At 61.2% G+C, this 21,411-nt stretch carries 18 protein-coding genes; 10 read left to right on the forward strand and 8 right to left on the reverse strand.

Annotation, left to right across the window (positions count from 1 at the left end; translation table 11 throughout):
- Positions 1-23: 23 nt before the first annotated feature.
- From P2T68_RS07110 to P2T68_RS07130, 5 genes are all read right to left on the reverse strand, one after another.
- Positions 24-2,273 (reverse strand): glycoside hydrolase family 3 N-terminal domain-containing protein, encoded by a 2,250-nt coding sequence (locus P2T68_RS07110; RefSeq protein WP_277379195.1) that lies wholly within the window; start codon positions 2,271-2,273, stop codon positions 24-26.
- Positions 2,274-2,544: 271 nt separating this feature from the next.
- A complete protein-coding gene (locus P2T68_RS07115) occupies positions 2,545-3,942 on the reverse strand; it encodes an ATP-binding protein (RefSeq protein WP_277379196.1) in 1,398 nt (465 codons plus the stop codon).
- On the reverse strand, positions 3,926-5,752 hold the full coding sequence (locus tag P2T68_RS07120; RefSeq protein ID WP_024073675.1) for a DAHL domain-containing protein: 1,827 nt from the start codon (positions 5,750-5,752) through the stop codon (positions 3,926-3,928). Before P2T68_RS07120 ends, P2T68_RS07115 begins: the two co-directional genes overlap by 17 nt.
- 10 nt (positions 5,753-5,762) lie before the next feature.
- Positions 5,763-6,731, reverse strand: coding sequence for a cytochrome c peroxidase (locus P2T68_RS07125; RefSeq protein WP_024073676.1), 969 nt, complete (start codon positions 6,729-6,731; stop codon positions 5,763-5,765).
- A 25-nt stretch (positions 6,732-6,756) separates the two neighbouring features.
- Positions 6,757-8,631, reverse strand: coding sequence for a GGDEF and EAL domain-containing protein (locus P2T68_RS07130; protein WP_277379197.1), 1,875 nt, complete (start codon positions 8,629-8,631; stop codon positions 6,757-6,759).
- Between the two features lie 253 nt (positions 8,632-8,884).
- On the opposite strand from P2T68_RS07130, the gene P2T68_RS07135 reads away from it, so the two are divergent.
- Entirely contained in the window at positions 8,885-10,213 is a 1,329-nt protein-coding gene (locus P2T68_RS07135) for an HD domain-containing phosphohydrolase (protein WP_024073678.1), read from the forward strand.
- A gap of 48 nt (positions 10,214-10,261) precedes the next feature.
- On the forward strand, positions 10,262-10,675 hold the full coding sequence (locus P2T68_RS07140; protein WP_024073679.1) for an NUDIX domain-containing protein: 414 nt from the start codon (positions 10,262-10,264) through the stop codon (positions 10,673-10,675).
- Positions 10,676-10,688: 13 nt separating this feature from the next.
- Here P2T68_RS07140 and metR read toward each other — a convergent pair whose 3' ends face one another.
- Entirely contained in the window at positions 10,689-11,606 is a 918-nt protein-coding gene (gene metR / locus P2T68_RS07145; RefSeq protein ID WP_024073680.1) for a transcriptional regulator MetR, read from the reverse strand.
- A 182-nt stretch (positions 11,607-11,788) separates the two neighbouring features.
- Between metR and P2T68_RS07150 the strand changes: the two genes are divergently transcribed.
- The 5 genes from P2T68_RS07150 (at position 11,789) to P2T68_RS07170 (ending at position 16,346) form a co-directional block, all read left to right on the forward strand.
- Complete coding sequence (locus P2T68_RS07150; RefSeq protein ID WP_041160850.1) at positions 11,789-12,808, forward strand: alpha/beta hydrolase; 1,020 nt, start codon at positions 11,789-11,791, stop codon at positions 12,806-12,808.
- A 55-nt stretch (positions 12,809-12,863) separates the two neighbouring features.
- On the forward strand, positions 12,864-13,517 hold the full coding sequence (locus P2T68_RS07155) for a DsbA family oxidoreductase (protein ID WP_024073682.1): 654 nt from the start codon (positions 12,864-12,866) through the stop codon (positions 13,515-13,517).
- A gap of 1,121 nt (positions 13,518-14,638) precedes the next feature.
- Complete coding sequence (locus tag P2T68_RS07160; RefSeq protein WP_024073685.1) at positions 14,639-15,559, forward strand: arginase family protein; 921 nt, start codon at positions 14,639-14,641, stop codon at positions 15,557-15,559.
- On the forward strand, positions 15,556-15,933 hold the full coding sequence (locus P2T68_RS07165) for an EamA family transporter (RefSeq protein ID WP_024073686.1): 378 nt from the start codon (positions 15,556-15,558) through the stop codon (positions 15,931-15,933). The genes P2T68_RS07160 and P2T68_RS07165 overlap by 4 nt, the downstream gene beginning before the upstream one ends.
- The gene (locus tag P2T68_RS07170; RefSeq protein ID WP_069075347.1) at positions 15,930-16,346 is read left to right on the forward strand and encodes an EamA family transporter; all 417 of its coding nucleotides are present in this window, start codon (positions 15,930-15,932) and stop codon (positions 16,344-16,346) included. Before P2T68_RS07165 ends, P2T68_RS07170 begins: the two co-directional genes overlap by 4 nt.
- Before the next feature lie 50 nt (positions 16,347-16,396).
- Here P2T68_RS07170 and P2T68_RS07175 read toward each other — a convergent pair whose 3' ends face one another.
- Together P2T68_RS07175 and P2T68_RS07180 are read right to left on the reverse strand one after the other, a co-directional pair.
- A complete protein-coding gene (locus tag P2T68_RS07175; protein WP_277379200.1) occupies positions 16,397-17,263 on the reverse strand; it encodes a fatty acid desaturase in 867 nt (288 codons plus the stop codon).
- A 76-nt stretch (positions 17,264-17,339) separates the two neighbouring features.
- On the reverse strand, positions 17,340-18,110 hold the full coding sequence (locus tag P2T68_RS07180; RefSeq protein ID WP_024073689.1) for a MipA/OmpV family protein: 771 nt from the start codon (positions 18,108-18,110) through the stop codon (positions 17,340-17,342).
- Between the two features lie 241 nt (positions 18,111-18,351).
- On the opposite strand from P2T68_RS07180, the gene P2T68_RS07185 reads away from it, so the two are divergent.
- From P2T68_RS07185 to P2T68_RS07195, 3 genes are read left to right on the forward strand one after another with little or no spacing between them, the layout of a single operon-like run.
- Positions 18,352-19,065 carry an MtnX-like HAD-IB family phosphatase gene (locus P2T68_RS07185; RefSeq protein WP_024073691.1) on the forward strand — a complete coding sequence of 238 codons (714 nt, stop codon included), beginning with the start codon at positions 18,352-18,354 and terminating at the stop codon, positions 19,063-19,065.
- Positions 19,058-20,452, forward strand: a complete 1,395-nt coding sequence (locus P2T68_RS07190; RefSeq protein WP_024073692.1) for an aminotransferase class III-fold pyridoxal phosphate-dependent enzyme — start codon at positions 19,058-19,060, stop codon at positions 20,450-20,452. The genes P2T68_RS07185 and P2T68_RS07190 overlap by 8 nt, the downstream gene beginning before the upstream one ends.
- Positions 20,449-21,324 (forward strand): alpha/beta fold hydrolase, encoded by an 876-nt coding sequence (locus P2T68_RS07195; protein WP_024073693.1) that lies wholly within the window; start codon positions 20,449-20,451, stop codon positions 21,322-21,324. Before P2T68_RS07190 ends, P2T68_RS07195 begins: the two co-directional genes overlap by 4 nt.
- Positions 21,325-21,411: the final 87 nt, after the last annotated feature.

The raw sequence follows: 21,411 nt of genomic DNA on the forward strand, positions 1-21,411 counted from the left end.
GCCTGGACAACCGCCAAGCGCATTCAGCGTCTGAGCTGCCTCGGGATGGCGGGGCCAAGCGCATGCAGGCGGCGGCTGTCGGTGACCTCAAAGGTGGCTTGATTGTCGGTCGTGGAACTGCCGCCGACGAATAGGGTGAATGTGCCGGCTTCGACCACGGGCAACAAGTCATCGTCGAGCAGGGCAAAGTCTTCCGGGCCAAGGGTGAACTCCACGATCCGGGCTTCGCCAGGGGCCAGGTGTACTTTGCGAAAGCCTCGCAGTCGGCGGACCGGGCGCGCCACGCTGGCGACATCATCGCGTAGATAGAGTTGGACGATTTCGTCTCCCGTCCGCTGGCCCGTATTTGTCACCGTGACACGGACGTTCAAGGACTGGGTCGAGGCGAGGCGTTCGGTGCTCAGTTGTGGCGCCGAGTAGGCGAAGGTGGTGTAGCTCAAACCAAAACCAAAGGCATACGCGGGCGTCGGGGGCAAATCCAGGTAGGTGGATTCATACGCGTTTTGGCCTGTGGCCGGGCGCCCGCTGTTCCTGTAGCCATAGTAGATGGGGACTTGCCCCACACTGCGGGCAAAGGTGATGGGCAGCTTGCCGTTGGGGTTTACATCGCCAAACAGCACGTCGGCCACACCCTGCCCCATTTCACTGCCAAGGAACCAGGACTCCAGAATGGCCGTTGCCTGTTGGGCGCTGTTCGAGAGCGACAGCGGGCGACCGTTCATCAGGATGATCACCACGGGCTTGCCGGTGTCCAGCAGCGTTTGCACGAGCGCGTCCTGGGCGCCGGGCAGGCCAAGGTCGGCGCGACTGGCGGCTTCTCCACTCATGTCGGCGGTTTCGCCGAGTACGGCCACCACCACATCGGCCTTCTGGGCGGCCTGTTGTGCCGCTGCTATGCCTTGGGTGTCCAGGCTGGTAGGCGATGCTCCGGGGACGTAGGTCACTTGGGTGGCAGGGGAGACAGTGCGCTGTATGCCTTCCAGTATCGTCACGGTGTCGTTGGTATTTCCAGCCAAGGCCCAAGCGCCCAACGTGGCGTGGGCATCCGTGGCCAGGCTGCCCACCACCAGCAACGAGTGCAGGTCCTTGGGCAAGGGGAGCAGCGCGCCTGAATTTTTCAGCAGGACGATGGATTTCTGTGCCGCCTCGCGAGCCAGGGCACGGGTTTGCGGGGTCAAGGTCTGGGCACGTTCGCGGGCGGGGTCGCTGTAGCGATAGGGATTTTCGAACAGGCCCAGCCGCTGCTTGGCCCTGAGGATATGGCGTACGGCTTCATCCACGGTGGTGAGCGAGACTTGGCCGTTGCGCACCAGGTCGGGCAGGTTTCGGCTATAGGACTGGCTGACCATGTCAATCTCGACACCGGCGTTCAATGCCTTGCGCGTGGCATCCGCAGGACTGGCCGCCACGCCATGGGGGATGAGTTCATGCACGCCCATCCAGTCGCTGACGATGATTCCGGTAAACCCCCATTGGCCGCGTAACAGACCTTTGAGGAGGGGCGCGTTGCTGTGCATGGGAACCCCCGCGAGTTCCTCGAACCCTGGCATCACGGCATCCGCGCCGGCCTCTACGGCCGCCTGGAACGGCGGCAGGTAGACCTCTTGCAAGGTGCGTTGTGACAGGTCGGCGCTGTTGTAGTCACGTCCGCCTTCGGCGGCGCCGTAAGCGACAAAATGTTTGGCGGTGGACAGCATGAAGGACGTGTTGGGTGGCCCATCGCCGTGAGTCCCTCGGACTCTTGCCACCGCCAGTGCCGAACCCAGGAACGGGTCTTCCCCGGCCCCCTCGACCACCCGCCCCCAACGTGGGTCGCGGGTGATATCGAGCATGGGGGCAAAGGTCCAATGCAGGCCGCTGGCCGAAGCCTCCATGGCGGCTGCACGGGCAGTGCGTTGCGACAAGTCGGGGTCCCAGGCCGCCGCCTCGGCCAAGGGCACCGGGAATAGGGTGCGAAAACCGTGGATCACATCAAATGCAAACAACAGCGGGATATGCAGGCGCGAGCCTTCTACGACGCTCTGCTGCAATTGTCGGGTCCGTTCGGCACCGTAGATGCCGAGCACCGAGCCCACAGTCTGCATCGGCGGGTGGGTCAGGCTGCCCTGGTCAATCACCGGGCCGGTGACGGTGTCCACTGTCGCCAACTGGGTGAGCTGGCCAGCTTTTTCCTCTAGCGTCATTTGCGCCAGCAGCAGTTCAACCGGGTCAGTCTGTGCCGAGGCCGATAGCGCAAGGCAGACGAGTAGCAATGCCACGAGACGAATAGCCATGACAGCCTTCCCTGGCGGACAGTGTTTTTTGAGTGTCCAACGGGTGGGCGAAGCCGTCTACTGTCAGAAATGACAGTGCGGGACGGTTTTTTGAGTGGCGTCTGCCGGCGTGGGGTGAGTGGGCGGGGCCGGCTCCTGCTGTTGCCGGTCATTGGTCTTGTGGCGGTTTGTGGTTGAGGGGCAGCCTCGATCGCGTCGCGATTTACCTAGGCTTGGTTTGCGCTTTGGCGTTATTGCAATCGATCTAAAAAAGCCGAGCTGTACGGGGCGACTAGGCTGTTTGCCGAATGGGCAGCACCACCCGGAAGGTGGTGCCTTTGCCCACTTCGCTGCTGACCGTAATAGTCCCGTGATGTTTCTTCACAATCCCATACGACAGCGAGAGCCCCAGCCCCGTCCCTTCACCCACCGGCTTGGTGGTGAAGAACGGGTCGAAAATCTTTTGCAGGGCCTGCGGGGCAATCCCGCAGCCGTTGTCCGCGACTTCCAGCCAGATGGTGTCGCCTTCCACGCCGGTGCTCAGGGTGATGGTGCCGCGCTCCGGCCCCATGGATTGGGCCGCATTGATCACCAGGTTCATCACCACCTGGTTGAGCTGCGAGGCCAGGCACTCGATGTCCGGCAAGGGCTGGTAGTGCTTGACCACATCGGCCTTGTACTTGAGTTCACTGGCGACGATGTTCAGCGTCGAGTCGATGCCTTGTTGCAGGTTGGCCCACTGCCAGGTCTGGTCGTTGTCCACCCGTGAAAAGTTTTTCAAGTCCCTGACGATCTGCACCACGCGGTTGATGCCTTCCTTGGATTCATGGATCAGGACCGGAATATCCTCCTTGAGAAAATCCAGCTCCAGGCTTTCGCGCAAAGCCTTGAGCTGATCACGCTGCTCGCCCGATTCGATCATCTCCTCAGCCTGCCGGTAAGCGCCCAGCATCTGTTGCAGTTGGCTGAAGTAGCTGTCGAGGGTATTGAGGTTGGACGAGATAAACCCCACCGGGTTATTGATCTCATGCGCGACCCCCGCCGCCAGTTGCCCAAGCGACGCCAGCTTTTCCGACTGCACCAGTTGGCTTTCCAGGTGTTTGCGTTCGTCGATTTCGATTTGCAGCGCCTCGCTGGCGTGGGTCAGCGCCTGGGTGCGCTGCACCACCAATTGTTCCAGGTGGCTGTTTTGCAGCGAGGCACGGCGGGCCATGTCCCATTTGTTGGTCAGGGTGTTGGCCATCTGCTGGACTTCGATGTTGTCGAAGGGTTTTTTCAGGATCAGCAGGCGGTCATGGGCTTGCAGCCGGGCGAGCAAATCTTCCCAGGAATAATCCGAATACGCCGTGCACACCACCACTTGCAGGCCGGGGGCGACTTTCCATAGCTCCTCGATCGTCTTGGCACCGTCCCAGCCCTGGGGCATGCGCATATCGACAAAGGCCAATGCATAGGGAAGTTGCTTGGCCATGGCGGTGACGAGCAATGCCAGTCCCTCTTCGCCGCCATAGGCCGAGTCCAGCTCGAATGCCGGGGCGGCCGGTTGGGTACTGTCGCCGAACAGGGCTGACTCCATTTCATCGAGCACCTGGTTGGTCTCGATCGGCGGCGTCAGGATCTTGCGAAAATCGTCGTGGATCGACGGCGTGTCATCGATCAGCAAAATGCGCCGGTTAGGTGGTTGGTTCATGACTGACTTCCGGCCGGGTAAGAGGAATCTTCAAGGTGAATATAGCGCCTTGGCCCGGCCCATCGCTGTGGGCGCTGAGCTGGCCGTTCATTTCCAGGGCGGCCAGGGCACAGCTGTGCAAGCCGAAGCCGTGGCCTTCCTTGCGGGTGGTAAAGCCGTGGGTGAAGATCCGTGTCATGTTCTCTGCGGGTATACCTTCGCCGTCGTCCTTGACGCTGATCTGCAAGGTGTCGCCATCCACGGGCGTGACGGACAGGGTGATGCGGCGTGGCCGGTCGCTCAGGTTGGCCATGGCGTACTTGGCGTTGCTGATCAGGTTGACCATGATCAGCAACAGGCGATGTTTGTCCCCCAGGATCTGCGGCACGGCTGCGTACTCCTTGATCACCGTGACGTTATGACGGCTCAGGGCGCCTGCGTTCATGCGCAAGGCATCTTCCATCAAGGCACTGATATCCAGCGGCTCCAGCAGGCTGGATGCGCCCGCATAGGATTGCTGGGTGGAGACGATGTCCTTGATGTGGTCGACGCTCTTGCTCAGTTGTGCCAGCTCGTCTGTAAGCCCTTGCTGTTCAACGGCAATGGCGTTTACCAGTTGGTTCAGGTAGCCGGGCAACAGCTTGCCCTTTTCATCTTCGGTGAGGAAGGTGCCGAGGTCACCCTGGTGCTCGTTGATCAATTGCATGGCCTTGCCCAGGCCCTGTGCCTTGCTGCTGCGCAGTTTACGGGCAACCAGGTCGGCGGAGATGTTCACGCTGTTGAGCACGTTGCCGACGTTGTGCAGCACATTGGTCGCGATCTCGGCCATGCCGGCCTGGCGGGCATTGTCCATCAGCTCGCTCTGGGCATCCTTGAGCTGTTGAGTGCGCCGCTCGACGCGTTGTTCCAGGGTTTCGTTGGCGGCCTGCAAGGCGCGATTGACGCGGTTTATCTCGGCGACGCTGCGCAGCAGTCGAATCGCCAGGTACAGCAACAAGGCGACCAGCAGGGTCGAGAACACCAGCAGGTAGCGATGGTATTTCTGGTCGATGCGGTCGGCGGCCTGTTGATCCTGATTGAGGTGGGTGGTCAGTTCATCCAGGCGTTCGGCCACCGGGATGGCGGCGATCTGTTCGAGCAAGGTGTTGACCACCGGCTGCTCGCGCAAAATCAGTTCGATGTGATTGCTCAAAATGTCCACGGGGGCCTGGAACGCGCTGGGCAACAGTTCTTTGTTGACGTTCAGCTTGCCCAGGCCGACGAGGATGTCGGCGGCACGCTCGTCACTGGTGATCTGGGCGAACTCCATGCTGCTGAGCAGCAAGTCGTAGGTGTCGGTGGCCACGCTTTGCAGTTGCAGTTTGGCGGGCCCGTTCACCTGGTTGAACTGCGCCTGGATATCGTCTTCGGCCGTCGGCAGGAAGGCCAGGGAGTTACGCAACACCGCATTGTGGGATTTGAACTGGTCGACCCGCCGGGCTTTTTCCTGGATCGCCTCCCGGTAGGCTTGTTGGCTGGCTTGCCAGGCGCGCAGGTCTTCAGGGTTGTGGTACGAGTCATGTGCTTCCAGCTCGGCCCACAGCTGGGTCATTTTTGTGAGGGGTGTCACCAGCGGGTCGTAATTGTGGGTGATGGCGATCCTGGCCTTGAGCACCTCGCTGTCCCACTGTGCGTTGAGTTGCTGCAACTGGCGGATCAGGTCGCGTGACTGGGTGTAGGAGGCGGCCTGGTCGTTGGAGGACTTGATGTACAGAAAGACCAGTATCGAGGCCAGCAACATCGTCATGCACCCCAGGAACAATTGGCTGGCGCGGCGGCGGGAGAGGGTCATGATGGTCGGCTCATAGCGGTTTACCTGCCCATTCGCCGGTCAGTGTCTTGAGAAACTGGATGATCAGGTCTTTATCCTCCGCGGACGGGATACGGCCCAACTGGTACTTGAACATCACGTCGACGGCTTCCTCCAGGGTCTTGGCCGAGGCGTCGTGGAAATAGGGGGCCGTGACCGCGACATTGCGCAGGCTCGGCACCTTGAACACGTGACGGTCCTCTTCATCCTGGGTCAACAGGTAGCGCCCCAGGTCCGACTCGACAGGGTTGCCGCGCGCCTTGAAGTAGTCGCCCATCACACCGAACTTCTGGAACATATTGCCGCCGATGTTGATCCCCTGGTGGCAGGCAATGCAGCCGTAGTCCTTGAAGCGCTGGTAGCCGTACTTTTCCTGGATCGTCAGGATCTCGGTGTTGCCCAGCAGGTATTGGTCAAAGCGCGAATTCGGGGTGAGCAGGGTTCGCTCATAGGTGGCCAGGGCGTTTTGTACGTTGGCCGCAGTCACGCCATCGGGGTACGCGCCTTTGAACGCCGCCTGGTAGGCGGGCAGGGCGGAGAGGTTCTGCACCACGGTTTTCCAGTCGTTGCCCATTTCCACCGGGCTGATGACCACTTGTTCGATCTGCGCCTCCAGCGTGTCCACCCGGCCATTCCAGAACTGCTTGAAGTTCAGGCTGGCGTTGAACACCGTTGGGGTGTTGATCGCCACGGGCTTACCGTCGAAGCCTAGGGAGAACGGCTTGTTGTCGGCACCACCGGATTCCAGGCGATGACAGCTGGCACATGACAGGGTGTTATTGACCGACAGGCGCGGCTCGTTGAACAACTGGCGGCCCAGTTCGACCTTGGCCGGGTCGAGTTCCGGAACCGGCGGTAACGGTTTGAGCGCTTCGTCCAGCGGCGCCGCCACCAGCGGGGCTCCCGCGCCCATCCATAACGTGAGCAGGAGGCCAAGACGGTAAATTGGAACTTCGCTCAAACGAGCACTCCTTGCAGGCACGGGGCTATTGACGGGGCATCAGCGAGTCGCAACCCACCCGCAGCAACTGGGCAAAGTCCTTCGCGGGCAGGGCCTGGCTGAACAGATACCCCTGGCCCTCTTCACATTGGAGCGCCTTGAGGACATTCAACTGTTCGATGGTTTCCACCCCTTCGGCGATGATGTTCAACTCCAGGCTCTTGCCCAGGGCGATGATAGCGCTGATCAGCTGTTTGTCCCGGCTGTTTACAGTCAAGCCCTGCACGAATGATTGATCGATCTTCAGCACATCGATGGGGAAACGGCGCAGGTAGCTGAGGCTGCAGTAACCGGTGCCGAAATCATCCAGCGCCAGGCGCACCCCCATGGCCTTGATTTTCTGCAGGGTTTCGACGGTGTCGTCGACATTCTGCATCAGCACGCTTTCGGTGATCTCCAGCTCCAGCTGGGCGGGCGGCAGGCCGGTTTGCTCAAGGATGGCGGCCAGGTTAGCGACAAAATCCCGCTGGCGGAAGTCGAGGGCCGAGATGTTCACAGAGATGCACAGGGGAAACTGGCCCATCGAGCGCCAGGCCTGTGCTTGCGTGCAGGCTTGGCGCAACACCCATTGGGTGAGGGGGATGATCAGGCCACTGTCTTCGGCAACGGGTATGAAATCGGCTGGGCCGATCCAACCCGATTGCGGTTGAAACCAGCGTAAGAGTGCCTCGGCCCCGACGATGCGGCCGGATGTCAAATCCAGCTTGGGTTGGTAGTGCAGCACAAACTCGTCGCGTTCCAACGCCTGGTGCATCGCGCTTTCCAGGTCTTGCTGGTGCCGGGCGCGCAGGTTCATGTCCTCGGTATAAAACCTGAAGTCGTCCGGGCCATGTTCCTTGCTGGCGTGCATGGCGGTTTCCGCGTGCTTGATCAGCTCGACCGCCGTACCGCTGTCATTGGGATAAATACTGATGCCCAGGCTCGCGGTGACGCTCAGGTCATGGCTCGCGATATGCCGGGTGATGTTGATCGCCTTGAGCAATTTTTGTGCGACGTGCTGGGTTTGCCGAGGGTGCTGAATATCGTTGAGCACGATGACGAACTCGTCGGAGCCATACCGGAACACCGAATCCGACTCACGCACCGCTGCCACCAGGCTTTGGCTGACATGCTTGAGCACCTCGTCACCCACAGGATAACCCAGGGCGTTGTTGATGCGCTTGAACCGGTCCAGGCCAATGAAGATGACGGCCAGTTGAGTGTCGTGACGCCTGCCGAGGGCAATGGCCTGGGTCAATCGGTCGCCCAGCAGTGTGCTGTTGGGCAACTCGGTCAGCGCGTCGTATTGCAGCAGGTGCGACACCTTCAGCAGTTCCTGCACCCGTTCTTCAATGGTGCGCTCCAGGCCAATGACCTTGAGTGCGACGTCCTGGGCGAGCTGCCATTTCCAGGTGAGAGCGCTGGCCATCTGGCGTATTTCCAGGTGGTCGAACGGCTTTTTCAGGATCAACAGTTGGTCGTTGTACTTCAACCGCGCTTCGATCGCTTCAAAGGAATAGTCGGAATAAGCCGTACACAGGGCAATTTGCAGGTGGGGGTCGACGTTCCACAGTTGTTCAATGGTTTGCAGGCCATCCCAGCCAGGCGGCATGCGCATGTCGATGAACACCATGGCATACGGGGCGTCGGCCGCCAGGGCTTGGTTGACCAGGGCAAGCGCCTCCTGGCCCTGGTAGGCGGAGTCCAGCTCGAAGGCCTGGCGCAGCACTGGCGCGGTGCCGAACAGGGTTTCCTCGAGGCTGTCCATGGACGGCTCGCCGTTTGGATCGGCACACAGGATCTTGCGGAAGTCCTCATGGATCGAGGCCGAGTCATCGACGATCAGAATGCGACGGTTGGCCCGTCCTGAATCCGGGCTCATGGCGCACTCCCCAACTGCAAACGACTCGACGACATAACGACCCCTTCCCTGAGACTACGTTTAAGCACAGTGTTGGCCTTCGGTGACAGCATAGTCGAGCGCGCTTGAATTTGATGGCCAGTTGGCGTCAAATCACCCCGGTTCCTGCTGCACGATAGGCAACGCCAGTCGACCTGGCATCCGGTGACGGGTCAAGGTGTGACATAAGGGTTCAAGTTCGCTCAATTTTGTTTTATTCGAAGGCAGAGTCGCCATGGACGCACAACTCGCTACGACATCGCCCTATAAACCCACCATTCTGCTGGTTGACGACGAAGAATCGATCCTCAACAGCCTGCGTCGCCTCCTGCGCGGTCAACCCTACGAGGTCATGCTGGCCAGCAGCGGTGCCCAGGCCCTGGACATCATGGCGGCCCATCCCATCGACCTGGTGATGAGCGATGCACGCATGCCGGGCATGAATGGGGCCGAGCTGCTGGCCAGGGTCCATCAGTTGTACCCGTCGACCGGTCGCATCCTGCTGACGGGCTACGCTGACCTGCCGACCATCGTCAAGGCGATTAACGATGGGCAGATCGATCGCTATATCAGCAAGCCCTGGAATGACGATGAGTTGCAGTTGACCCTGCGCCAGTGCGTTGAGCACCAGCGCCTGGAGCGCCTGACCCGCGACCAGAACGAGCAATTGAAAGTGCTCAATGCCACCCTGGAAAAACGCGTGGCGGCGCGCACCGCCGAGTTGCAACAGACCGCCGACATGCTCGACCTGGCCTACGACGAGCTCAAGCGCAGCTATGTGACCGGCACCGAGGTGTTTTCGCTGTTGGCCAACCTGCGCTTACCCAAGCAGAAGCAGACCAATCGCCAGTTGATCGAATTGATCCGGGTGTATTGCAGGGCCCAGGCGATCGACGAAGCCAGTGCCCGCGACCTGGCCATGGCCGCCGCGCTCTACAACATTGGCAAGTTGAGCTGGAGCGACAGCATGATGGTCGCGCCATCGGACATGCTGCACAGTACCGATCGCGAGCGTTATCGGGCCTATCCGACCCAGAGCGAGTCGTTGCTGATGACCCTGGAGCCGATGAAGGACGCGGCACGCTTGATCCGCCATCACCAGGAGCGTTGGGACGGCACGGGTTTCCCGGACCACCTCAAGGGCGAGCAGATCCCCTCGGGGTCGCGGTTGTTGAAACTGGCCGTCGACTTTATCGAGTTACAAAAGGGCTTGATCCTCGAGCGGCAGATGAACAGCGATGAAGCGCTGCTCTTCATTCGCAAATATGCCGGCAAGCTCTACGACCCAGACATGCTGGAGGACTTTATCCACGCGTGCGCTGCCTTCCTCAGCGACGTGACGTTGGGCGACCCGAGCGTGAAGGCGCTGACCACCCGCGAACTGACCGAAGGCATGGTGCTGGCGCGCAATCTCAATGCCGATAACGGCATGTTGCTGCTCAACGCCGGCAAGGTGTTGAACCTGCCGCTGGTGGACAAGCTGATTGCGTTTGAAGCGATGGAAGGGGCCAAGTACACCGTGTTTATCAAAGACCCTGAAGAAGGTGCGCTGCTTTCCGATTGAGGCGCTTTCTGTGATCCTTGCGGCCCTTTCATTCGAGGCAGCCTGTACATGACCACTACGATTCGAATCGCCGCGGCCCTGCTGATCGGCGGCGACGGCCAAACCCTGCTGGTGCGCAAGCGTGGCACCCAGGCTTTCATGCAACCCGGCGGCAAGATCGACGCCGGTGAGCAACCTGTCCAAGCCCTGGCCCGTGAGCTGTACGAAGAACTGAACCTGCAGATTGACCCCGGCGCGGCCGTGTACCTCGGCCGCTTCTCGGCCCCGGCTGCCAACGAGCCGGGTTTCACCGTGCAAGCCGAGTTGTTCCAGGTACACATTGATGTACCGGTGAGCCCCGCCGCTGAAATCGAAGAGGTGCGCTGGATTGACCCGGCCGGTGATGGCGGCCTGGCGCTGGCGCCGTTGACCCGTGACCTGATCCTGCCGTTTTATCGCGAATCCCTGGCCAGCACTGTCTGACGGGGAGAGGGGTTCAGCGCACCGCGCTGACCCCGTCCAGCGTGGAAAACGAAGTGTCCTTGGCCGTCAGCAGGAAGTCGCGCATGTATGGCGCATCCAGCATGTCCGCACGAATCCCCGCATACAACGTGGCAAACAGCCCTTTCTCGCCCAGGCGCTTGGCCTTCACGTAACCGCGCGAGCTGTATTCATGCAGCGCCCAATGGGGCATGCCGCACACGCCACGACCGCTGGCCACCAGTTGCATCATCATCACCGTCAGTTCCGAGGTCCGCACCTGGGCCGGTTCCACGTCGGCCGGCTCCAGGAAGCGGGTGAAGATGTCCAGGCGGTCACGTTCCACCGGGTAGGTGATCAGGGTTTCAGTGAGCAGGTCTTGCGGCACGATGTAGGCTTTGTTCGCCAGCGCATGCTGGTTGGCCACGGCGAGCATCGCTTCGTAAGTGAACAGCGGCACATAGGTAATGCCCGGCAGTTCCAGTGGGTCAGAGGTCACCACCAGGTCCAGGTCGCCGCGAGCCAGGGCCGGCAGGGGGGCGAAGGCAAACCCCGAGGCCAGGTCCAGTTCGACTTCGGGCCAGGCGTCACGGAACTGGTCGATGGTCGGCATCAACCATTGGAAGCAGCTGTGGCACTCGATCGCCATGTGCAGGCGCCCGGCGGTGCCGCCGACCAACCGCGCGATATCGCGCTCGGCACCCCGCAGCAAGGGCAGGGTGGCATCGGCCAGTTGCAGCAGACGCAGGCCGGCGCTGGTGAACCGCACGGGTTTGGTCTTGCGCACGAACAACGGCATGCCCAGGCGCTCTTCCAGCTCCTTGAACTGGTGGGACAGCGCCGATTGCGTCAGGTGCAGGCGCTCGGCGGCTTCCACCAGGCTGTCGGCTTCGCGCAGGGCGTGCAGGGTCTTGAGGTGACGGATCTCGAGCACGGGCTCTCCATGAGGATATTTTGTGACAAGTTGCGATAGCGTGAGTTTGTCTCATGTTCGCGGGCCTGTCGACCACGACCACCGGGCACTCTTCATCAAACTGTCATGGAAGTGTGGCAGCGCGCTTGAACAAACTTCATCAGACTCGCGCTCTACTGGGGTTCTGCGTTTCGGTGTTTTTCATGCGCGTGTTGTTTTTACTGGCCGCTCTACTATTCGGCCTGCCGTCTTTTGCGGCTTCTCGATGTGATGTCAATGTCCCGACCCAAACGGTCGACCTGGCTCAGGTGAGCATCGCTTACCAGAGCATCGGCCGTGCGTCCGATCCTGCATTGCTGCTGGTGATGGGCCTGGGCGGGCAGTTGATCCACTGGCCGGATGAAGTGGTCGTCGCCCTGTGCCAGCAAGGCTTCCGGGTGATTCGCTATGACAACCGTGACGTTGGCCTGTCCACCTGGCGCCAGGCGCCGGCCAGCGCCAACCTGACTTTCGAAGTGCTGCGCTACAAGCTCGGCCTGCCGGTGGCGGCGCCCTACACCCTGACCGACATGGCCGACGATGCCCTGGGCTTGATGGACGCGTTGCAGATCCGCCAATTCCATGTGCTGGGCGCGAGCATGGGCGGCATGATCGCCCAGCACCTGGCCGCCATGGCGCCGCAGCGCGTGGAAAGCCTGACGCTGATCATGACCAGCTCTGGCGCTGAAGGCTTGCCGGCCCCGAATGCAGCGCTGGTGCAGTTGTTGTCGCGACGCAGCGCGCCGAATCGTGAAGTGGCGCTGGAGCAGCAGGCGGATTTGCTCGCGGCGTTGGGCAGCCCGAACGTGAAGGATGATCGCCAGGCGTTGTTGCACCAGGCGGCGCTGTCCTACGACCGCGCCTTCAACCCGGAAGGCGTGAAGCGCCAGATCATGGCGATCCTCGCCGAACCGAGCCGCGTGCCGCTGCTCAACCAATTGCGTGTGCCGACCCTGGTGGTCCACGGCACCGCCGACCCGTTGCTGCCGGTGATGCACGGCGTGCACCTGGCGGCGCATATCCAGGGCAGCCAATTGAAGTTGATTCCCGGCATGGCCCACCGTTTCCAGGAAGCGTTCAAGGCGCCGCTGCTGACGGCGGTTCTACCGTACCTGCAAGCCCATCGCGAAGATGCTGCACATTGGGCGCAGATTGACCTGGGCGAGCCTTCGAAGGTGTTGTGACATTGGTGTATCGTGCAACTTTTGTGGCACATGAATGCCAGCGAGGTTGCCTACCATGAGTACTCCCCTGAAAATCGATTTCGTCAGCGACGTGTCCTGCCCCTGGTGCATCATCGGCCTGCGTGGCCTGACCGAAGCCCTCGACCAACTGGGCAGCGAGGTGCAGGCCGAGATCCATTTCCAGCCGTTCGAGCTGAACCCGAACATGCCCGCCGAGGGGCAGAACATCGTCGAGCACATCACCGAGAAATACGGTTCCACCGCCGAACAGTCCCAAGCCAATCGTGAGCGCATCCGTGACATGGGGGCCGCGCTGGGCTTTGCCTTTCGTACCGACGGCCAGAGCCGTATCTACAACACCTTCGACGCCCATCGCCTGCTGCATTGGGCCGGGTTGGAAGGCTTGCAGTACAACCTCAAGGAAGCGTTGTTCAAGGCCTATTTCACCGATGGCCAAGACCCGTCCGACCACGCCACCCTGGCGATCATCGCCGAGAGCGTCGGCCTGGACCTCAAGCGCGCGGCCGAGATTCTCGCCAGCGACGAATACGCCGCTGAAGTCCGCGAGCAGGAGCAGTTGTGGATCTCCCGTGGCGTGACGTCGGTGCCGACCATCGTGTTCAACGATCAATACGCTGTCAGCGGTGGCCAGCCGGCCGAAGCCTTTGTGGGGGCGATTCGCCAGATCATCAACGAAGCCAAAAACTGAAGTCGAACACTGATCCAAATGTGGGAGGGGGCTTGGTCCCGTGGGGGCCTTCGGGCCGACCGCTTTTTGGGGTTTGGGTGAGTACATATCCGTTCCTGCGGTAACGGCCACTTAGGGTTCCGCCCTTACGGCGGGTCACTTTGGAAAAGAGCCCCAAAGTAACCAAAGGGCTCTTGCCCCACCACTCGGCACCTCGCTTAGGCTCGGTGTACCCTTACTCCGGCTTGAATCCGTGGGCCGCCGTCATGGGCCATCCCTGGCCCAGGACGGCTAACCCGGCGTCCTGCCGGGTTACCCACGGATTCAAGCCTGCGTTCGGCCAGCGTGGTTTAACGGGGCGCCTAAGATCAAAAGCCAGAGCAAAAGCAGAGCAAAAGCAGAGCAAAAGCAGAGCAAAAGCAGAATGAGGTCTACCTGACTTATGGATATATCTGACCTGTGGAGACCCAAATGTGGGAGGGGGCTTGCCCCCGATAGCGCCGGGTCAGTTAACAAATAAGTGGCTGACACTCCCTCATCGGGGGCAAGCCCCCTCCCACATTTTTACCGAGTACACCAGCTACAAATCCGGTCGGCTCTAAGGCCGCCGCGCTTTGGCTTTTGATCTTCGGCGCCCCGTCAAACACGCTGGCCGAACGCAGGCTTTGGAGCGTGGGTAACCCGGCAGGACGCCGGGTTAGCCGCGCTGGGCCAAGGATGGCCCATCGCGGCGGCCCACGCTCCAGAGCCTGCGTTCGGGCACACCGAGCCTAAGCGAGGTGCCGAGTGTTGGGGCGAAGCGTTTTTGGTTACTTTTGGCGCTCTTCCAAAGTGACCCGCTGTAAGAGCGGAACCGCCAGCCGCCGTTACCGCAGCAACGGATATGTACTCGGTCAAATCCAACCACATGGTCGGCCCGAAGGCCGCCACGGGACCAAGCTCCCTCGCCACAGACCGCTGAAAAAAGTTGTGTAGATACTTATGCCCCGATGAGGCCGCCATCGGGGCAAGCCCCCTCCCACATCAGTTCTGCGCAGGCTTCAAGCCTTCGCTCGTTCACCCGCTGGCCCGCCCCTTGCATTGACCCCCTAAAGCCCAGCCGGTATCCGGTTGGGCGCTGCCATTAGGGGTGAAACACTACCTTGAATATTCTTGACCTCGACCACAGCCTCACCGGTCAGGCGCCGATTGCCCAACGTTTGGCCAGTGGCCGCGCCAACCGTATCGACTTGCTGGACCTGGGCCCTAAATTACGCCTGTGGTCCACCGAAAAAACCTGGAAGCGCTTCGCCGAACGCCTGGCCCACCGGCCGCGGCCCACCAATGCGCGGCCGGAAATTCTATTTGTCGGCTCCGGCGATTATCACCACCTCACGCCGGCATTCCTCGCGGATTTGAAAGAACCTGTCAGCCTGATCCACTTCGACAACCACCCCGACTGGGTGCGCCTGGCACCCAAGCGGCACTGTGGTTCGTGGGTCAACCGTGCGCTGAAAATGCCGGCGATCCAACGTATCGTGACCCTCGGCCCGTGCAGCGACGACCTGCATAACCCGCAACTGCGCGGTGGCAACCTTGGCGCCCTCAAGCGCGGGAAATTGCAGCTGTTTCCGTGGCAGCACCCGCCATCGAAGGTCTGGGGCCGGGTGGGCGATGGTGCTGGCCACCAGCAGCAGGAAAACTACCTGCACTGGCGCAACCTGGCGGAGCTCGACTGGGCCGCCTTTCTGGACCAGATGATCACCAGTCTGCCCACCGAGGCGATCTGGATCACCATCGACAAAGATGTGCTGGCCAGTGAAGACGCAGCCACCAACTGGGACCAGGGCGGCATGCGCCTGACCCACCTGCTCCAGGCGCTGCGGGCCCTGGCGGCGCGCAAGCGGATCATCGGCATCGACGTGTGCGGCGAGTTCGCCACGCCGGTGTTCAGTAACGCGTTCAAGCGTTGGGAGGCCAAGTCCGACCAGCCGCCGCCGGAGCGTTGGAGCACGGAGGATTTGCAGCGCAACGCCGCCACCAATGAAGCCCTGATCAACCTGTTTGAGGAGCTGTTCCCGTGACCCTGACCGTGGTGTTGCTGGTGGCCTTTTCCATCGTGCTCGATGTGATCGGCCAACTGTGTTTCAAGATTGGCCTGGACCGCCTGCCAGCGCTGGAGGGTGAGTTTCGCCTGAATGCCTTCTGGGGCCAGGTGTTCAATGCGCCGTTGCTGTGGGCCGGGATCGGCGCCTATGCCATCGAGTTCTTCGTCTGGCTGGAAGCCTTGTCCCGTGCGCCGTTGAGCCTGTTGTTCCCGGCGGCGGCGCTGGCTTATTGCGGGGTGGTGCTGGCAGGCAAGCTGGTGCTCAAGGAAACCGTCAGCCGGCGCCGTTGGCTGGGAACCCTGGTGATTACCCTGGGGGTGATGTTGGTGGCGATTGGGAGTCAGGCATGAATACGCAGGATGTTGTGGTAGCGCGCCCAAGTGGCTGGTTGCACGGGCGCCTCGGCACCGTGGTGCTGTGGGCCTTGCTGATTTGTACCGAAAGCGCCGGGCAGTTGTTTACCAAGGTGGCTGGCAACCAACTGGGCCAGATGGATTTCAACTGGCAGTGGTTGTCCGAGGTGGCGCGCAACCCAGGGATTCTGGCGGCGATCGCCAGTTACATCGGGGCGTTTTTCGTGTGGATGCTGATTCTGCGGCGCAGCAGCCTGTCCCTGGCGTTCCCCCTGAGTTCGTTGGTGTTTGTGGTGGTGCTGCTCGGTTCGTGGCTGGGGCTGGGGGAACACATCAGCCTGCTGCATTGGGTGGGGGTTGCGGTGATTATCGGCGGGATCGCCCTGCTGGCCGAGGGCGAAGAAAACTGAAATCGCCCTTCCCGTAGCAGCTGGGTCACACAGCTGCTACGGGAGGGAGGTCAGGGTTTGCGGTGTGCAACCAAAAAGCCCAGGCCGTGTGACACTGGAATCGACTTGACCCCCGCCGCACGCTGTTGCTCGGCAATTTCCCGATGAAACGCCTTCATCTTGGTCCAGTGCATCTTGGGCCGGTAGTGGTGTTCGGCGTGGTAGCCGTTGTTCATCCAGATCAGGTTGTACAACCGGCTATAGGAACTCACGCCCCAAGCGATCGGCAGGTCCGGGTTGCCGCCGAAGTGCTCATAGTAGCCATTGAGCGATGACAGGCACTGGCCCAGGTACCAGAACGGCAATAGCCACAACACCGCCTGCCAGTTGTAGAACGCCAGGGCGATGTAGAACGCCACTGTCACGCCGATCTCGACCTTGACCCAGCGCGCATCCGCCGGGCGCTTGCGCTTCATTTCGTCATAGAACGGCTTGGGGTCGTCACGGAAGAAACTGAGGAAGGTATAGGCCCAGGGATTCTCCGGCTGCCCATCCTTGCCGCGCTGGTAGATCGACAGGGGGTCGATGGTGTGCCCATCCGGCCCCGGCAGATCGGCGTTACCGCGATGATGGCGGTTGTGGATATCGCGGTAGAGCGTCTGGGAAAAGCCGATGGTCACCGACAGCAACAGGTCGAAGGCGCGGTTCATCGCGCGATGGCTGAAGTAGGCGTTGTGGATCTGGTTGTGCGAGATGCTGTTGATGCTCCACGACAGGCTCACCGCGTAGAGCAGCGCCAGGGGCAACAGGGCCCACCCGCTCAGGCTATGAAAGGCGGTCACCTGCCAGATGACAAAAACGAAATGGGCCAGGCCCATCGTGATGGGGACCAGGTCCCAGAGCGAGTGGTGCAGCAGGCGGTAAGCGGGGCGAGCCATGAATAGCGTCCTGAAGAAATGAATTCCGGGGCGTCATTGCAAGGCTCAGACCAGTTTGTAAGAAGGTGTGTGCTTATTAGTCGAACTTGTAGCTGATGGCTGTCTGTACCTGGCCCTGGTTCACGTCCCCGGTCGCCTTGACGATAGTGCTATTGGCCGCCGAGCCCACCAGGTGCACCCAACTGGCGCTGGTCAGCAGCGACCAGTGGGACGCCAGGGGGAATTCAAAACTCTGGGTCAGCGTCATGTTCTGGAAGCCCGCGCTGGCGTTGTAGGCGCGAATGCCGGAGGCCGCGGATTCGTTGGCGTCCACGCCGAAATAGGTCTGGGTCTGGCGGGCGTCGGCAAAGTGCGCCATCAGGCCGGTGCTGCCAATAATCCCGCTGCCCAGTGGGTAACCCAACTCACCGCCGAGCTTACCCAGTACGCCACTTTGATCATGCCCGCCGCCAACGGCCTGGCCCACCTGGGCATACACACGCCAGAAATCGACCGGGGCGTATTGAACAAAGCCACCGATTTCGGCCATGTCCGAGACATTGCGCAGGCCGCGCAGTGAGCCGTTGGCCGTACGCCCCTGCAGGTAATTGATATAGGGGCCGGCGGTAAAACCGTTGGTATTGAGGGCGCTCCAGGTCAGGCCGTCATCGGTGCCCAGGCTGACGCTGCCCCAGTCGAGGTCCACGTAGGGGATTGGCCGCGTTTCGTAGCGACTGCCGGTCGGGTCATGGGGTTGATAAGCGATACCTGCGCCGACTTCGCCAGTGATGCCTTCTGCCAGGGCTGCGCTGGAAAAGCCCCAGAGTCCCAATAAACCGGCGAATACAGCAGAAGTAACCTTGAACATGGAGCGTTTCCTTATCTGGCCATGCGCGCATGAACGCGCGAAGGGGGGCCCTGGCGCAAGCACTCATCTTGTTTGTAGCAAGCTACAAAAATTGTAGCTCCTGCGACACATATCGCCCGAATTACCCGCCAAACCCCCAGCCCTGCTGGGCCCAGGCCAGTTGGCACAGTCCCTGCTCTACCCCTTCTGCAAGCGCACACAGCGCGCTCTTCTTCAAGCCCTCCAACTCAAGGACAGGCAGATGATCCACTGGCATATCGTGTGTGACTTCGACGGGACCATTACCCCCACCGATGTCATCGACAACGTCCTCCAACGCTTCGCGGGTCCCGAATGGGAAACCATCGAGCAGGAATGGTTGGATGGGCATATCGGTTCACGCGAATGCCTGAGCCGCCAACTGGCGCTGATCAAGGCCACCCCCAGCGAACTGCTGGCGTATTTCGACAGCGTCGAGATCGACCCGGACTTCCCGGATTTCGTTGATCACGTCATCGGCCTCGGGGCCTCCGTCGAAGTGGTCAGCGACGGCATCGAGCAGGGTATCGCGCGGATTCTGTCGCGCAACTACGTGACCCTGCTGCCGATCCTCGCCAACCGCCTGCGCCAGGTCGACCAGGACAGCTGGCGCATCGACTTCCCGTATTCCAGCGATGCGTGCCGCGCCGCGTCGGGCAACTGCAAGTGCAAGTCCACGCCGCGCAACAAGCGCGTGCTGGTGATCGGCGATGGCAAGTCCGACATGTGCGTCGCGTCCACCGCCGATTTCGTCTTCGCCAAAGGCAGCCTCGCTCAGTACTGCGAAGCCAACAACATTCCCCACGCGCGCTTCGACACCTTCGCCGAAGTGACCGCATTGCTGGCCAGGCTGCCCCAGGGCATTGCCGCCAACGCCACCACCTTTGCTGCGACTGACCTCTCTATTGAAAATCAGGAACTCTTCCACCATGTCTGATATCCGTATCGCTACCGCCGAAGACCAGGTGCTTCTGGATAAAGAAGCCAAGTACTGCTCGTACGGCGACACTGTCCACTACATCGAGCCGCCGCGCATTTTCAGCCGCTGCGAAGGCTCCTACGTGTGGGACACCGAAGACCAGGCCTACCTCGACCTGCAAATGTGGTACTCGGCCGTCAACTTCGGCTATGCCAACCCGCGCCTGAACAATGCGCTGAAACAGCAGATCGACACCCTGCCGCAAATCGCCAGCCAGTACCTGCACAAAGGCAAGATCGAGCTGTCGGAAATGATCGCGGTCGATGCCAAGAAGAAATTCGGCCTCGACGGTCGCGTCCACTTCAACGTCGGCGGTTCGCAGTCGATCGAAGACTCCCTGAAGGTCGTACGTAACGCCACCAACGGCAAGAGCCTGATGTTCGCCTTCGAAGGCGGCTACCACGGGCGCACCCTCGGCGCTTCGTCGATCACTTCCAGCTACCGCTACCGTCGTCGCTACGGCCACTTCGGCGAGCGTGCGCAGTTCATCCCGTTCCCGTACCACTTCCGCGGCCCTAAAGGCATGACCAAGGAAGAATACGGCAGCCACTGCGTGCAGCAATTCGCCCGCCTGTTTGAGACCGAATACAACGGCGTGTGGGACCCGAAAGTCGGCCAGAGTGAATACGCCGCGTTCTACGTCGAGCCGATCCAGGGCACCGGCGGTTATGTGATCCCGCCGATGAACTTCTACAGCGAGCTGAAGAAGGTTCTCGACCAGCACGGCATCCTGATGGTGTCCGATGAAATCCAGATGGGCTTCTATCGCACCGGCAAGCTGTGGTCGATCGAGCACTTCGACGTCAAGCCAGACATCATCGTGTTCGGCAAGGCGCTGACCAACGGCCTCAACCCGCTGGGCGGTATCTGGGCCCGTGAAGAGTTGATCAACCCGAAGGTCTTCCCGCCAGGTTCGACCCACTCCACCTTCGCCTCCAACCCATTGGGCACGGCGGTGGGCCTGGAAATGTTCAAGATGACCAACGAAGTCGACTACGGCGCGATGGTCATGGCCAAGGGCAAATACTTCCTGGAAGGCCTGCAGGACTTGCAGAAACGTTTCCCGATCATCGGCGACGTCGACGGCCTGGGCCTGGCCCTGCGCTGCGAAATCTGCGGCCCGGATGGCTTCACGCCAGACAAGGCGACCCTGGACTACATGGTCGAGGAAGGTATGAAAGGCGACATGGTGGTAGACGGCCGCAAGCTGGGCCTGATCCTCGATGTGGGCGGCTACTACAAGAACGTGATCACCCTGGCACCGTCCCTGGAAATCAGCTACCCGGAAATCGAGCTGGGCCTGAAGCTGCTCGAGCAATTGCTGGTGCGGGCGACCAAACGGTGAAACCGGCAGAGATCGACCTCGGTGAAGGTGATGCCGGCTTCGTTCTCGGTGAAGGTCCGGTCGGGATCCTGTTGATCCACGGCCTGACCGGCACTCCGACGGAACTGCGCCAGGTCGCCAAGGGCCTGGCCAAGGTGGGCAATTGCACGGTGTACGTGCCCACCCTGGCCGGGCACTGCGGTGACAACAGCGACCTGCAGGCTACCGGCTGGCTGGACTGGTACGAAGGTGTGCGCAAGACCTTCGCCCAGGTCAAACAGCGCCATGCACAGGTGTTTGTCGGTGGCTTGTCCATGGGGGCGGTGATGTCGATGTACGTCGCCGCCGAACACCCTGGGCAAGTCGCCGGGCTGCTGATGTATTCCACGACGTTGAAGTACGACGGCTGGAGCATCAACAAGCTGGCGTTCCTCACGCCGTTGCTGATGAAGATTCCGTTCGGCGTGCATATCTGCCGCTTCGAAGAGAAGCCGCCGTATGGCATCAAGAACGAACGCCTGCGGGCGATTGTCGAGCGGCAGATGAAGGAAGGGGAGAGCAGCGAAGCCGGTTTGTTGACCATGGAAGGCATCACGGTGCGCGAGTTGCACCGTATGAACGCCGTGGTCAAGAAGCGCATGCCCGAGGTCAAGGTGCCGGCGCTGGTGTTGCATTCCATCGAGGACGACATCACCAGCCGTTGGAACGCTGACTACGTGGAACGCCACCTCGGCGGGCCGGTGACCAAGATCCTGCTGGACAACTGCTACCACATGATCACCGTCGACCTGCAATACCGCCGCGTGATCGAGTTGAGTACGGAGTTTGTCGAGCGACACTCCGCACTCTCCAGCGAGCTGGCGGGTTGTGGTGAGCTGGCTGCTTGTGGCTAACGGGGTTGTTGTGGCTAGCCGGTTTGTTGTGGTTAGCCGGTTCGTTGTGGCGAGCGAGCTTGTTGTGGCGAGCGGGCTTGCCCCGCG

This window comes from Pseudomonas sp. G11, assembly GCF_029457515.1.
GTDB classification, from domain to species: domain Bacteria; phylum Pseudomonadota; class Gammaproteobacteria; order Pseudomonadales; family Pseudomonadaceae; genus Aquipseudomonas; species Aquipseudomonas gorinensis.

Bases quoted from the DNA above. Each gene is read 5' to 3' on its own strand.
- P2T68_RS07140 (WP_024073679.1), top strand. From the start codon at position 10,262: ATGACCACTACGATTCGAATCGCCGCGGCCCTGCTGATCGGCGGCGAC.
- P2T68_RS07155 (WP_024073682.1), top strand. From the start codon at position 12,864: ATGAGTACTCCCCTGAAAATCGATTTCGTCAGCGACGTGTCCTGCCCC.
- P2T68_RS07190 (WP_024073692.1), top strand. From the start codon at position 19,058: ATGTCTGATATCCGTATCGCTACCGCCGAAGACCAGGTGCTTCTGGAT.
- P2T68_RS07110 (WP_277379195.1), bottom strand. From the start codon at position 2,273: ATGGCTATTCGTCTCGTGGCATTGCTACTCGTCTGCCTTGCGCTATCG.
- P2T68_RS07170 (WP_069075347.1), top strand. From the start codon at position 15,930: ATGAATACGCAGGATGTTGTGGTAGCGCGCCCAAGTGGCTGGTTGCAC.
- P2T68_RS07135 (WP_024073678.1), top strand. From the start codon at position 8,885: ATGGACGCACAACTCGCTACGACATCGCCCTATAAACCCACCATTCTG.
- P2T68_RS07130 (WP_277379197.1), bottom strand. From the start codon at position 8,631: ATGAGCCCGGATTCAGGACGGGCCAACCGTCGCATTCTGATCGTCGAT.
- P2T68_RS07185 (WP_024073691.1), top strand. From the start codon at position 18,352: ATGATCCACTGGCATATCGTGTGTGACTTCGACGGGACCATTACCCCC.
- P2T68_RS07150 (WP_041160850.1), top strand. From the start codon at position 11,789: ATGCGCGTGTTGTTTTTACTGGCCGCTCTACTATTCGGCCTGCCGTCT.
- P2T68_RS07115 (WP_277379196.1), bottom strand. From the start codon at position 3,942: ATGAACCAACCACCTAACCGGCGCATTTTGCTGATCGATGACACGCCG.
- P2T68_RS07120 (WP_024073675.1), bottom strand. From the start codon at position 5,752: ATGACCCTCTCCCGCCGCCGCGCCAGCCAATTGTTCCTGGGGTGCATG.
- P2T68_RS07175 (WP_277379200.1), bottom strand. From the start codon at position 17,263: ATGGCTCGCCCCGCTTACCGCCTGCTGCACCACTCGCTCTGGGACCTG.
- P2T68_RS07180 (WP_024073689.1), bottom strand. From the start codon at position 18,110: ATGTTCAAGGTTACTTCTGCTGTATTCGCCGGTTTATTGGGACTCTGG.